The 13,209-nt window shown below is 64.4% G+C and carries 13 protein-coding genes; 7 read left to right on the top strand and 6 right to left on the bottom strand.

The annotated features are described in order from the left end of the window. Positions 1–4 precede the first annotated feature (4 nt). From BN60_RS19385 to BN60_RS19375, 3 genes are read left to right on the top strand one after another with little or no spacing between them, the layout of a single operon-like run. A complete protein-coding gene (locus tag BN60_RS19385) occupies positions 5–766 on the top strand; it encodes an SDR family oxidoreductase (RefSeq protein WP_020697794.1) in 762 nt (253 codons plus the stop codon). Then, positions 766–1,608: a phytanoyl-CoA dioxygenase family protein gene (locus BN60_RS19380; protein ID WP_020697793.1), complete on the top strand. Its 843-nt coding sequence runs from the start codon at positions 766–768 to the stop codon at positions 1,606–1,608. The genes BN60_RS19385 and BN60_RS19380 overlap by 1 nt, the downstream gene beginning before the upstream one ends. Positions 1,609–1,610: 2 nt before the next feature. Further along, a complete protein-coding gene (locus BN60_RS19375; RefSeq protein ID WP_020697792.1) occupies positions 1,611–2,525 on the top strand; it encodes a polysaccharide deacetylase family protein in 915 nt (304 codons plus the stop codon). A gap of 3 nt (positions 2,526–2,528) precedes the next feature. Here the strand turns inward: BN60_RS19375 and BN60_RS30165 are convergent, their stop codons facing one another. Beyond that, positions 2,529–3,320 (bottom strand): pentapeptide repeat-containing protein, encoded by a 792-nt coding sequence (locus BN60_RS30165; protein WP_020697791.1) that lies wholly within the window; start codon positions 3,318–3,320, stop codon positions 2,529–2,531. Positions 3,321–3,399: 79 nt separating this feature from the next. Between BN60_RS30165 and BN60_RS29145 the strand changes: the two genes are divergently transcribed. Beyond that, a complete protein-coding gene (locus BN60_RS29145) occupies positions 3,400–4,617 on the top strand; it encodes an adenylate/guanylate cyclase domain-containing protein (protein WP_020697790.1) in 1,218 nt (405 codons plus the stop codon). A 3-nt stretch (positions 4,618–4,620) separates the two neighbouring features. On the opposite strand, the gene BN60_RS19360 is transcribed toward BN60_RS29145, so the two are convergent. From BN60_RS19360 to BN60_RS19350, 3 genes are all read right to left on the bottom strand, one after another. After that, positions 4,621–5,784, bottom strand: coding sequence for a serine hydrolase domain-containing protein (locus BN60_RS19360; protein WP_020697789.1), 1,164 nt, complete (start codon positions 5,782–5,784; stop codon positions 4,621–4,623). A 68-nt stretch (positions 5,785–5,852) separates the two neighbouring features. After that, entirely contained in the window at positions 5,853–7,940 is a 2,088-nt protein-coding gene (locus BN60_RS19355) for a S9 family peptidase (RefSeq protein ID WP_020697788.1), read from the bottom strand. A gap of 7 nt (positions 7,941–7,947) precedes the next feature. After that, positions 7,948–8,799 (bottom strand): HpcH/HpaI aldolase family protein, encoded by an 852-nt coding sequence (locus tag BN60_RS19350; RefSeq protein ID WP_020697787.1) that lies wholly within the window; start codon positions 8,797–8,799, stop codon positions 7,948–7,950. Positions 8,800–8,912: 113 nt separating this feature from the next. Here BN60_RS19350 and BN60_RS19345 point away from each other — a divergent pair, with 113 nt between their 5' ends. The 3 genes from BN60_RS19345 (at position 8,913) to BN60_RS30565 (ending at position 11,225) form a co-directional block, all read left to right on the top strand. Beyond that, complete coding sequence (locus BN60_RS19345; protein WP_215905923.1) at positions 8,913–9,827, top strand: D-2-hydroxyacid dehydrogenase; 915 nt, start codon at positions 8,913–8,915, stop codon at positions 9,825–9,827. Positions 9,828–9,838: 11 nt separating this feature from the next. Then, positions 9,839–10,420, top strand: coding sequence for a hypothetical protein (locus BN60_RS19340; protein ID WP_020697785.1), 582 nt, complete (start codon positions 9,839–9,841; stop codon positions 10,418–10,420). A 112-nt stretch (positions 10,421–10,532) separates the two neighbouring features. Continuing rightward, entirely contained in the window at positions 10,533–11,225 is a 693-nt protein-coding gene (locus tag BN60_RS30565; RefSeq protein ID WP_148283488.1) for a hypothetical protein, read from the top strand. 43 nt (positions 11,226–11,268) lie between these two features. Here BN60_RS30565 and BN60_RS19335 read toward each other — a convergent pair whose 3' ends face one another. Then, on the bottom strand, positions 11,269–12,309 hold the full coding sequence (locus BN60_RS19335; RefSeq protein ID WP_020697784.1) for an LLM class flavin-dependent oxidoreductase: 1,041 nt from the start codon (positions 12,307–12,309) through the stop codon (positions 11,269–11,271). Between the two features lie 24 nt (positions 12,310–12,333). Beyond that, positions 12,334–13,185 (bottom strand): amino acid ABC transporter substrate-binding protein, encoded by an 852-nt coding sequence (locus BN60_RS19330; protein WP_020697783.1) that lies wholly within the window; start codon positions 13,183–13,185, stop codon positions 12,334–12,336. Between the last annotated feature and the right edge of the window lie 24 nt (positions 13,186–13,209).

The following is a 13,209-nucleotide window of genomic DNA, read 5'->3' as shown; positions in this document are numbered from 1 at the left end:
CCGCATGAAGCTAGAGCATCGCGTTGTCATCGTGACGGGAGCCGCGTCGGGCATCGGCGCCGCTTCTGCCCGTCTGTTCGCTGCCGAAGGCGCCCGCGTGGCGCTGGTCGATCTCGACGAAGCCGGCATCCTCGACGTCGCAGCGGAAATCGAAAGCGAAGGCGGCCATGCGCTGGCCATCGCTGCCGATGTCAGCCGTGCCGAGCAGGTGCGCGGCGGCGTCGCCCATGTCATGGAACAGTGGGGACGCATCGATGTGCTGATGACGGCGGCCGGTGTTTCCTTGGGCGGCACGGTCGACACCGTCGACGAGGCGACCTGGGATCGCACCTTCGACATCAACGTCAAGGGCACCTATCTCTGGATCCATCACGCCATCCAGCCAATGATTGCTGCCGGTTCGGGCGCAATCGTCACGGTGGGATCGCAGCTCGCGCAGTCGAGCCCCGGTCGCAACGCCGCCTATGTCGCTTCCAAAGGCGCTATCGCTTCCTTCACCAAGACCATGGCGGTCGATCACGCGGCGCAGGGCATTCGTGTGAACGCCCTTATGCCCGGCGTCATCGACACGCCCATGCCGGCCCGCTCGTTGAAACGCTACGACGATCCGGAAGCGATGAAGGCCTTCTGGAAGCAGCGTCACCCGCTGGGCCGTATCGGCAAGCCCGAGGAAGTGGCGCGCGCGGCGCTCTTTCTGGCAAGCGACGACTCGTCGTTCGTTACCGGCACGCTGCTGTTCGTCGACGGTGGCTGGACGGCGCACTGATGCCCCGGAAGCTCACCGCTCAACAAATCGCTCAATACGAGCGCGAGGGCTATGTCTGCCCCGTCGATGCTTTCTCGACGGAGCGGACACGCGCCTGGCGCGCCAGGCTCGAAGCCTTCGAGCAGGCGCAGGGTCAGAAGATGACGCGCGGCCATAATTTCAAGCCGCATCTCCTCTTTCCCTGGGTCGACGAGATCGTGCATGCACCCGAGGTGCTCGACGCCGTCGAGGATCTGATCGGGCCCGACATCCGGCTGTTCCATCTCACCGTCTGGCCCAAGGATGCCGGTTCCGGCGCCTATGTGAGCTGGCACCAGGATGCGACCTACTTTGCCCTGGAGCCGGCCTGTCATGTCACGGCCTGGGTGGCGCTCACCGATGCGCCGGTCGAGGCGGGTTGCATGGAAGTGGTGCCGGGCTCTCACAGGCTCGGCCAGCTTCCGCACGCGGAGATGCAGGATCCGGAAAATCTTCTGTCGCGCGGCCAGGAGCTGGCCGTCGACGTCGATCGTACAAAGACGGCCTACATGCCGGTGAAGGCGGGACAGTTTTCGCTGCACCATACGCATCTCGTGCACAACTCGCGGCCCAACCGCTCCAACGACCGGCGCATCGGGCTCGGCATCAGCTACATCCCGACCTGGGCGCGTTGTACGTCGGCGACCCGTGTGACGGCGATGCTGGTGCGTGGCGAGGATAAGTACGGTCACTTCGACGACGAGCGCCGCCCGGTGCAGGAAGCCGGCGCGGAGGAACGCGCTTTCCATGCCAATGCCGTCGCGCGCTTCCGGGCCATGAACGCCAGTGAAACCGAGAACAAAGTCGCGGTCGTCAAGAGGTAGCCATGCACACGATTCGCCTGCCGTATCACGACCGCTATGCCTATTCCCCCATCACCGAACGCAAAGACTATTCCTGGCCCGAGGGCAAGCGGCTGGCCGTCTATCTCGGTCTCAACATCGAACATTTCGCGTTCGGAGCGGGCGAGGGACATCTGCTCACGGTCGCCAATCCGCCACCCGATCCGCGCACCTTTGCCTGGCGCGACTACGGCAACCGCGTCGGCGTGTGGCGTTGCCTTGAACTCTTCGACGAACTCAATCTGCCGGCCGCGCACCTGATCAACACCACGGTGTTCGACTACGCGCCGCAGATCGTCGATGCCTTGAAGGCGCGCGGCGACGAGTTCATCGGGCACGGCCGCACCAATGCCGAACGGCATGGCCATATGTGGGAAGCTGACGAGAAGCGCTTTCTTGAGGAAGTGCGCGACGCCATCGAGAAAGCGAGCGGCAAGCGGCCACGCGGCTGGATGGCCCCCTGGATGGCCTCGACGCGCTGGACGCCCGACCTTCTCAAGGAGGTCGGTTTCGACTTCCTGATGGATTGGCCCGCCGACGACCAGCCGCTCTGGATGAAGACGCGCTCGGGGCCGCTGATGAGCGTGCCCTATCCCATCGAGATCAACGACAGCCCGCAGGTGCTGGTACGCCATCACACGCCCGAGCAGTTCCGCGACTTCATTATTGGCCAGTTCGAGGAACTGCTGCGTCAGTCGGCCAAACAGCCGCTGGTCTGCGGCATCGCCCTGCACACGATGATCGTGGGGCAGCCCTATCGGCTGCGCATGCTGCGCGAGGCGCTGCAGCACATCGCCAACCACCCGCAGAAGGACAAGGTCTGGTTTGCGCGGCCCTCGGACATCTACGACCATTGCGCGGCGTTGCCCAAAGGCACGATGGTGCCGCCGCCGGCTTAGGCTCTAGTCGAGGCTGACGATGACGCCCAGCCGTTCGAGCAGTTCCGTTTGTTGGCTCTCGCCGATCATCAGCCCGGCGTAGCCGGACAGCACGGCGAGGTTCAGTCCGGAAATCGTCGTGCCCCGAAGATCGGCGCGGGTCAGGTTGGCCCGTTCCCATTCGACCTTGTCGAGCGAGCAGTCGCGCAGGATCGCCTCGGTGAGATTGACGTCGAAGAGGGCCGTGTCGAGGAACTTGCAGGTCTGGAACTCGCAGGTTTCGAGCGACACGCCGGAGAAGTCCGTGAAGGTGAAGTTGCAGGTCTCGAAGCGCGCCCGCGTGACGATCACCCGCTTCGAGACGGCCTTGGTGAAGGTGGAGGCGTGGAAGCGCACCCCGCGGAAGCTGCACTCCCTGGCGCGGAAGTCGTGCATGTCGCAGCGTTCGAAGGCGCCGACCGCGAAGTTGCACTTCTCCGCTTCGACGTCCCGCAGATCGCAGAAGGCGAAGGTGCAGCCTTTCTTCTGGTCGGTGTCGAAAAAGCCGGTGCCCTGGAAGCGGGCGCCGGCGAACTTGCAACTGGCGAACCGCCCGGGTGAAAAGCGGCAGTCCTTGAATTGCGCTCCCGAAAAGTCGGTGCCTCGGATATTCGGCAGATCGAAGGTGCAGTCCTCGAAGCGGCCTTCCGAGAGGTCGAGTTCGTCGAACTCTACCTCGGAAGTAAAGGCCACCGCCTGAAAAGTGCGACCCGCCTTCATCAGGCCCATGACCTCGTCCGGGCGAAGCGTTTTGCGTGCGGGATCGGTCTTCGCCATCGAAACTTCCTCGTCGAGGGGCTGTCTTTGTAGCGGCTTCGGCTATGTTCGTCCTGCTTCTGCGTGGAGTGTCCTGTCGATGAATTCCCTCCCTCTCGCCGGGTGGTTGGCCCAGGCGGGCCTGCGCAACATGCCGCTCGAGGACATGGTCGACGGGTTTGGTCGTCGCCTCAACGAAGCAGGCCTTGAGGTCGAGCGCCTGTTCGTCGGCATGAACACACTGCACCCCATGATGCGGGCGCGCAGCCTGGTCTGGGATCGCGGCCATCAGGTCACCCGGCATTTCGAGATCGCGCATGAGGAGATCGATTCGCTCCTGATCCGGCAGAGCCCGTTCGCCGCCATGCTGCGCGACGGCCTGACCGAACAACGCTACCGCTTCGACACGGGAGCCGACGTGCCCAACCTGCCGGTCTTCGAAGAGCTGCGCGCGGTGGGAACGACCGAATGGATGGGCTGGGTCCTGCCGTTGGGCGAGCTTTCGCCGCGGATCGGCGATGCGACCGACGTCGAACATGCCGAGTCGGGATTCCTAGTGGTCTCTGCCGCGACGAGACGGCCGGGCGGCTATCGCACGGAAGATGCCGAGGCGCTCAGGCAGGCAGTTCCCGGCTTCGCCGTTGCTGCGAAGGCCGCGACGGCGCGGGCCCTAAGCCATGGCCTGCTGGCAGCCTATCTCGGCAACGACCCGGCAAGTCGCGTGCTGGCCGGCACCGTGCTGCGTGGCGAAGTCCAGAGCGTCGAGGCAGTGCTGCTCTTTGCCGATCTGCAGGGCTTCACTGCGCTCGCCGATACGATGCCCGGCCGCGACCTGATCCTGCTGCTCGACGATTATTTCGGCTGCATGGTCCAACCGGTCGTCAGGCACGGCGGCGAGGTGCTGAAGTTCATGGGTGACGGGTTGCTGGCGGCATTCGGCGTCGTGCTCGATGGCCGCGCCTCCGTTTGCGCCGCCGCGCTGGAAGCGGCGATCGAAGCGCTGGCGCGCGTCGAGCGGATAAACAAGGGCCGGCACGCCGACGGCCAACTGGCCGCCGGGCTCGATGTCTCGCTGCATATCGGCAAGGTGCTCTACGGCAATGTCGGCAGCGATACGCGGCTCGACTTCACCGTGATCGGCCCCGCCGTCAACGAAGCGTCGCGCATCGAAGCGCTCTGCCAGCCGCTCGGCCGTCAACTTCTGGTGTCGCGGGCCTTCGCGGAGGCCGCGACCCTCAGTAGGGATCGCCTTGTCTCTCTCGGGCGCCACCGCCTGCGAGGCGTACGCGAGGAGACCGAGCTGTTCGGTCTTGCCTGATCCTTACTTGCCGTAGACCGCGCTTTCGAAGGCGTAGAACAGCGGCAGCGACTTCACGTCGGCGAAGGGCAGGATCTGGGTGATGTAGACGCCGCCGATGCCCTTCTTCTGGTCGATCCAGTAGTAGGTGTTGGCGAGGCCGGCCCAGGCGAGTCCGCCGGCCGAGCGGCCGGTCGGCGCTTCCTCGTTGTTGATCATGAAGGAGAGGCCCCACTGCTTGTCGAGGCCGGGAAAGAACTCGGCATCGTTGGAGAAGGGGGGCGCCGCCGTCTTCAGCAGGGTCACGCGCGACTCGCCCATGGCGTTCTTCGACATGGTGGCCACGGTCTCGGGCTTCAGCACGGGCTTGCCGTCGTCCGCCTTGCCCTCGTTCAGCATCATGCGCACGAACTTGAGATAGTCGCCGGCCGTCGAATAGAGGCCGCCGCCGCCCATCTCGAACTCCGGTTCCTGCGGGATCTCCAGCGCCGGGTCGGCCGTCAGCGCGCCGTCGGGGCCACGATGATGGATCTTGGCCATCCGCTTGCGCATGCCGTCGGTGATGCGGAAGGCGGTATCGTTCATGCCGAGCGGCCCCAGCAGATCGTCGTGCAGCACCTGGCCGAGCTTCTTGCCGGCCGCCGCTTCGACCATCTTGCCGGCCCAGTCGATATTGATGCCGTAGTACCAGCGCTCGCCCGGGTCGAAGAGCAATGGCGTGGTCAAGGCCTTGTTCTGGCAGGAAATGATTCCCGGCACGCCCTCGCTCTCCTGATACTTGGCGAGATCGGCGTTCCAGATGTCGTAGCCGAAGCCCGCCGTATGGGTGAGCAGGTGGCGCAAGGTGATGTCGCGCTTGGCCTTGCGCAGCTTGGGCTTGCCGCCAGCGTCGAAACCTTCGAGCACGCCCACGTTGCCAAGGGCAGGCAGAATCGCCTTGGCCGGCGTATCCAGGTCGAGCTTGCCGCGTTCGACCTGTTGCATGGCGGCCGCCCCGGTCACCGCCTTGGTCATCGAGGCGATCCAGGCGACGGTGTCGGGCGTCATGTCGGCAGCTTCGCCCAGCACCCGCTTGCCGAACCCGCCTTCGTAGGTCTGTCCCTTGCGGTCGGTCGCGACCGCCACCACGCCGGGCACGTCGCCTCGAGCCACGGCGTCCTTCAATATCGTGTCTGCTTGATTCTTCATGGCGTTCCCTCCTGCTGGCGGCAGGATGAACCTTCGAAGGACGGTCTGCCTAGCTGAATCGCTCGACGTTACGCCTTGTCGGGGACGAGGCCGACCGTGCGCAACGCGAAGGCATAGGCAATCGCCACCTCGTCCAGCCGGTTGAACCGTCCGGACGAACCGCCATGTCCCGCGCCCATGTTGGTGCGCAACAGCACCGGCCCGCCGCCGGTCATCGTGGCGCGCAGCCGGGCGACCCACTTGGCCGGTTCCCAGTAGGTGACGCGCGGATCGGTAAGGCCGGCCATGGCAAGGATCGCCGGATAGTCCCGGGCGGCGACATTGTCGTAGGGCGAATAGGAGAGGATGTAGCGGAACGCCGCTTCGTCGGTGATGGGGTTGCCCCACTCGGGCCATTCCGGCGGCGTCAGCGGGAGCTTGTCGTCGAGCATCGTGTTCAGCACGTCGACGAAAGGCACTTCGGCGACGATGCCGGCAAACAGCTCGCTGGCGCGATTGGCCACCGCGCCCATCAGCATGCCGCCCGCGCTGCCGCCATGTCCGATGATGCGCTTGGCCGAGGTATAGCCACCGGCGATGAGCGCGCGGCCGGCCGCGGCGAAATCGTCGAAGGTGTTGGTCTTCTTCTCCCGCTTGCCGTCGAGATACCACGACCAGCCCTTGTCCGAGCCACCACGGATATGGGCGATGGCGTAGACGAAGCCGCGATCGACCAGCGACAGCCGGTTGGCCGAGAACGACGCCGGCATGGCCATGCCGTAGGAGCCATAGCCGTAGAGGAGCAGCGGGGCGCCGCCGTCCTTCTTGAAGTCGCGGCGATGCAGGATCGATACCGGCACCTCGGCGCCGTCGTGCGACCGCGCGAGGATGCGCGTCGTCGCATAGTCGGCCGGGTTGTGACCGGAGGGGATCTGCTGGCGCTTGCGCAAGGTGCGCTCGCGGCTCGCCATGTCGTAGTCGTAGACTTCGGCCGGCGTGGTCATCGACGAATAGACGAAGCGCAGCGTGGTCGTGTCGAACTCGAAGCCGCCTGCCATGTCGAGCGAGTAGGCAGCTTCGTCGAAGGCGATGACATGCTCGCCGCCCCTGTCTAGTTCGCGGATCACGATCGACGGCAGGGCGTTCGATCGTTCCAGCCGCACGAGATGGCCGGCGAACAGCTCCATGCCGAGGATGTAGACGCCCGGCCGGTGCGGGATCAGCTCCTGCCAGTTTGCGCGGCCGGGCATTGCGAGCGGTGCGGTGGCGATGCGGAAGTCGATGGCGCCGCCCTCGTTGGTCAGGATAAACAGCTCCTCACCGCGATCGGCGACGCTGTAACGAACACCTTTCTGTCGCGGTGCGATCAGGCGAGGTGTCGCGTCCGGCACGGAGAGGTCGATCAGGTGCTGCTCGGTCGTGTCGTGATCGCCGCCCGCGATCACGCAAAAGCGTCCGCTGGGGCTTTCCTCGATATGGGTGAACCAGCCGACGTCTTTCTCTTCGTAGACGAGGACATCGTCGATCTGCGGCGTGCCTAGGCGATGGCGAAAGACCTTCAGGGGACGGTGATTGTCGTCGACCTGGACGTAGTAGAAGAACGAGGAGTCGCGCCCCCAGACGATCCGGCCGCCGGTCTGTTCCAGAATGTCGGGCAAGTCCTCGCCAGTATCCCAGCGGCGCACGCGCAGAGTGAAGAATTCGGAGCCGCGCAGGTCGGCGCTCCAGGCGACGAGCCGGTGATCCGGCGAATGGCGCGTGCCGCCGAACTTGAAATAGTCGGACGCCTGGGCCAGCGCATCGCCATCGAGGACGGTCTGCATCTCGCCGCCGTTGCGCGGCGTACGGCCGATCTGCTCGTGCTGTCCGCCTTCGCGGAACTTCCAGAGATAGGCGAAGGGACCATCCGGCGTCGGCACGCCGGAATCGTCCTCCTTGATGCGGCCGCGCATCTCCGCGACCAGGGCCTTCTGCAGGTCGTGCGTCGGGGCCAACAGCGTCTCGGTGTACTGGTTCTCGGCCTCGAGATAGGTGCGGATGTCGGGATCGAGGAGCGACGGATCGCGCAGAACCTCCTGCCACTTCTCGTCCTTCAGCCAGGCATAGTCGTCTTCGACGGTGATCCCATGGAGGAGGCGCGGCGAGGGGCGCCGCGGCGCGATCGGCGGTTTGTTCATTCGTCTCTCAGGCGTAGTTGCCGGCTTTGGCGGGGGCTTTCGCCGGGGCGGCGGCCTTGCCGTCGAGCAGGCCGCGCATTTCCGCGCCCTTGCTGTCCCACCAGTCGGCCAGGATGCGGACATCCCAGCCGATGCAGAAATGCTTCACGCCCATGTCGAGGTATTTGCCGGCCTGGCTCGGATCGCGCAGCTCGACTCGCGGATGGAGCCCCTTCTTCAGGGCCGTTTCGATGGTCTTCTTCTCCGCCGCCAGGACCTCGGCGTCGGCATATTGACCGGTCTTGCCGATGCTCATGGAGAAGTCGGAGGCGCCGAACTGGACCATGTCGATCCCCGGTACCGAGAGGACGGCATCGAGATCGTCCACGCAGGACTTCTTCTCGACCATGATGGCGATCACGACCTCGTCCAGCGCGTCGACATAGGCGGGCGTGCCGCCTTCCCGGACGGTGCCGACGTCGCGGCGCATGCCGACGCCCATTCGTCCGCGGCTCCGCACGCCCTTGGCCATCGTCGTCTCGGCGCGTACGGCGTCGACGGCGGCCTTGGCGTCCTCGACCGAGCGGATGTCGGCAAAGAGCACGCTCTGGAAGCCCGAGCCAATCGCCCTCATCGCCTGATGGGTATATTGCGTCTGCTCGATCTTGATCATGCCGGACATATTCATCAGCTCGAAGGCGCGGCCGAGATTGTCGAGATCGTGCATCGTGAACGGCGCGTATTCGGCGGTGAACTCGACGTAGTCGTACTGCTTGGAGTGACCGATCAGTTCGACCAGGGTCGGCCAGGCCGACAGGATGTGCGTGCCGACGGTCGGCTGGCCGGCATTGAGACGTTCACGAAGAATATTGCGACGCATGGCGTTTCCCCCGGGGCGGTTGTTCGGGCTAGTGTGGCACCTCGTGCAGGGGGAGTTCCATGTTTCCGTCGAAAGAAAATCTGACCATCTGTTTTGCACATGCGGCATATCGGATGATGGACCGGTTCGAGCTGCGCAAGACCGGCATCAAGTGCTTCGAAGTCCGTGCCTATGACGATCTGGTGAAGCGCATTGGCGAGGCCGACGTGGTGCTGGCGTCGGGCATGTGGAAGAACGACCTGATTCCGCACGCCGGCAAGCTGAGGTTCATCCAGTCCATCAGCTCGGGCATGGACCAGTATTCCAAGGAACTGCTGGGCGCCAAGGGCATCCGGCTGGCGAGCGCCGCCGGCGTGAATGCCCGCGCCGTGGCAGAGCATGCCATCGCCCTGATCCTGGCGATCGCACGGCGTCTGCCCGAGGCACGCGACAACCAGCACCAGAAGGTGTGGCGCGGCATGCTGGGCGACCTGACGCAGCGCGAGGATGAACTGGGCGGCAAGACCCTGCTGGTGGTCGGCATGGGCCGCATCGGCAGCCACCTCGCCAAGCTCGCCAAGGCCTTCGACATGAAGGTGGTCGGCATCCGGCGTGACCCCAAGGCCGGTACGAACGGCGCCGACGAAATCCACGGCATGGGCGATCTGGTGAAGCTGGTCCCGCAGGCCGATTTCGTGGCGCTGACCTGCGCGCTGACGCCGGAGACCACGGGCCTGATGAGCGCGGCGGCCTTTGCCGCCATGAAACCATCGTCGGTGTTCGTCAACGTCGCGCGCGGCAAGGTCGCGGACGAGGAGGCCCTAATCAAGACGATGCAGGGCAACAAGATCTGGGCGGCGGCCCTCGATGTCACGGCCGACGAACCGCTGCCGGCTGCGTCGCCGCTCTGGACGATGCCCAACGTCTTCATCACGCCGCACACGGCCGGTGAGACGCGGGCCTACGAAGACAATGTGCTCGATATCCTGATGGAGAATCTCGACCGCCTGTGGCGTGGCGAGAAGACCTTACGCAACCAGGTACTCTAGGGAGACAGGAAATGCCCGTAGCCGATCCGCATCGCGTCATCCTCACCGGCGAGAACCCGTTCCTGCGTCTGAGTGAAAAGGACGGCGATCCCAATTCCACGGATGCAAGCTACTGGCGCATCCTGTTCTGCCCGGCGGGGCCGGGGCATGTGCTCTATCTCAAGAGCGAGCTGACCGAGAACAAGTGGCGCATCTACTCCGACAACATCGCCATGGCGCGCTGGCTGCAGCAGACCGTGCAGGGCATGCTCAATGCCGAGCTGAAGGATACCTCGATCCCGGTGGTCGACGCCGACTTCAGCAAGGCCGGCGACCCGCGCTACTACTGGACCGAGTATGTCTCCGCCGCCGACGCCGAGATCTCGCTCACCTGGCACGATATCGGCGATCCGCTGCTCATCCATACCGAGCCCAACCAGGCGCCGAACCCCAGGCCCTATGGCGTCTGCACCGTGCTGGTGCCGGCGCTGTCCGGCCGGCTGACGCTGAACGGCCAGCAGGCCCGCGGCAAACCCTGGCCGCGCGATCGCGAAGGTCGGCCCTTCAGCACCTCGGCGCTGGCTTTCTCCGAGAGCTGGACCGAAACGCGCTGACTTTGCATACGCTTTCGATCGAGGAACTCAATCTATGGGCCGCCTATCCATAATTTGCGGGTTTCTGTGTGCAGGTCTGCCGACATTGGCGATCGCAAACGACGTCTGTCGAATGAAGCAATTTGGCGAAGTGGCATGCTCGACTGCGCGTGCCCTCAAGACTTCGATATCGGCAACAAATGCCGAACAACTGCGCAGCGTAGGTTGTTTGCGATTGCCCGATAAATCGACGGTGACCGTTATTGAGAAGTTCGACGATGCGGTGCAAGTCACCATCACGACGAAGACCGAAATTATACCGTTCTGGGTGAATCCCTACGCTTTAGATTGCAGTCCTGTTCCTCCACCGGCGTCGGCAGGCGCGCCTCAGTTCCGTTCCGCTTATGAACGCACTGGTGATGGTTTCGTCTGGACGAATGCAAAGCGTATCGGATGGATCGACGACGGTTCAGATACTTTCTATCGACTGGATCAGATCGAGATCGGCAAGTCCGAGAAGCCAACCATCAAGGCTAATTCTGTCGGCATCAAAATTCAGTCTAACTTGGATGCCGCGGTCCTTGCCTCCGAGCAGGCCGCCGCTGCACCACCGGGAGCCAGTCTCGAGCGCACGGGCGACGGCTTTGTTTGGCGGGCTGGAAAGCGCATTGGATGGGTCGATACCTCAGCGTCCGTCTATTATAGGTCCGACCAAATAGAACTTGGTTCAGATCAAAAAGCACGACCGAAGCAAGGCGAAGCTGGAAGTCCGATCGAAGAGGGACGACTCTTTGAAGCTGTAGTTCGCGCTGAAAAGAGGGATTAAGCCAAAACGGCGTTCCGTCGCTTCTAGTGCGTTCAGATTGGGCTTACGAGATCGTGCCCTTTGGCGCGAAACCGTAGGCCTGGGCGAGCAGGGCATAGCTCTGCCGCCGCACGTCTTCGTCGTGCGTCCATGTCACGACGGCCATCTCGTCGACGCCGACCCGTTCCTTCAGCTCGGTGATGCGGGCGGCGACTTCGGGGCCGGTGCCGACGAAGGAATCTTTGCGGAACTGTTCGAGCTTGGCCTGCTCGTAAGGCGCGAGCGTTTTCACGACCTCCGCCGCCTCGTCGGGCGACAGCAACGGCCCCATCACGCCCTTGTCGCGCTGGATGCGCGAGAGCGCGCGTGACGTGAAATGGTACTGCGCCTCGTCCATCGTCTCGGCCGCCAGTGCCCAGACGCAAAGGCCCGAGCGCGGCTCGGGGTGGCGGGCGCTGGGGCGATAGCTGCGCTTGTAGAGATCGATCGCACGTTCACCGCCGGCGCCGTCGCTGAAGAACCAGGCGTAGCAGTAGGGCAGGCCGAACAGCGCGGCGACCTGCGCGCCATAGTCGGAGCTGCCCAGGATCCACACTTCCGGCGCCGTGTCGCCTTGCGGGAACGCCTTCACCGTGGCGAAGGGGTGACGGTCGACCAACGGTTCATTGTGTACCCAGGCAATCAGGTCGCGCACGTCGGCGGGAAAATGCTCGGGCCGTTCGTTAGCGGCCGGGTTCAGCGCGAAGGCCGTGCGACCGTCGGAGCCCGGCGCGCGGCCAAGCCCAAGATCGATGCGGCCTGGGGCAAGGGCATCGAGCACGCGGAACACTTCGGCCACTTTGAGCGGCGAGTAGTGCGGCAGCATGATGCCGGCGCTGCCGATGCGGATGCGGTCGGTCGTGGCGGCGATGGCTGCCATCACGATCTCCGGCGCCGTACCGACGATGGTTGGATGGTTGTGGTGCTCGGAGACCCAGAAGCGCTCGTAACCCAGCACCTCGCAATGCTGAGCCAGGGCGACGGTGTTGCGGATCGACTGGCCGTGCGGCCGTCCGGCGACGGCAATGGACTGGTCGAGGACGGAAAGTCGGAACGGGCGGGACATCGACGGCAAAGTGGGGCGTCGATCCTATTCCGGCAAGGCCGAGATCATGTAGAGCGACTGGAGTTGCGGTGTCGGCTGGGCATTGACGCCGAAATTGTTGCTGAAGATCGTGGCGATCTCGCCGGAGCGGTAGATGCGGCTCAGAGCACGATCCACCGCAAGGCGGAAATCGCCATCGCCCAACCGCATCGCCAGCGCGAAGGGCTCGATGCTGAGATAGGTGCTGGCGAGCAGGATGCGCGACGCATCCTTGTGATCCTTGATCATGGCCGTAAGCATCGCCTTGCCGGCGAAATAGGCCGAAATCTCCCCCTTCTCGAGGGCCGTCATCGCCTGTGGGAAATCGGTGAAGGGGACGATCTGAGCCTGGACATGCACGGCGGCGAGGCTGCGCCGCAGCGCCTCCTCGGTCAGGGTGCCTGCGATGGCGCCGACCTTCTTGCCACCGAGCTGCTGGATATCGCGCGGGCCGTCGTTACGAATGGCGAAGCTGGTTCCGTCGACGAAAGTCGCGATCGAGAAATCGACCTGGGCACGCCGGTCCAGCGTCTCGGTGAGCGAGTCGCAGAGCAGGTCCGCCTTGTTCTGACGGATCGCATCGAGACGGTTTTCCGTCGTGACCGGCACGAACTCGACCTTGAGGCCGGGCTTCTTGAGCTGTTGGGCAAGCCCCTTGGCGACGGCCTCGCAGAGGTCGATCATGAAACCCTTGGGCTGGCCGTTCGCCGCTTTGTACGCGAAGGGTGCGGCATCTTCGCGATAGGCGGCGCGCAGGACGCCGTTCTTGGCGATGTCGTCGAGGGTACCAGCCCATGCAGTGCCTGCGGCCACGACGAGGCCCGACGCCAGCACAAGTCTGTTCAGCAACGCTTTCATGGATGATCCCCTCTCGATGAGGGG

This window comes from Reyranella massiliensis 521, from assembly GCF_000312425.1.
In the GTDB taxonomy this organism is placed as follows: Bacteria; Pseudomonadota; Alphaproteobacteria; order Reyranellales; family Reyranellaceae; genus Reyranella; species Reyranella massiliensis.
This window is presented reverse-complemented; position numbering and strand designations above follow the sequence as displayed.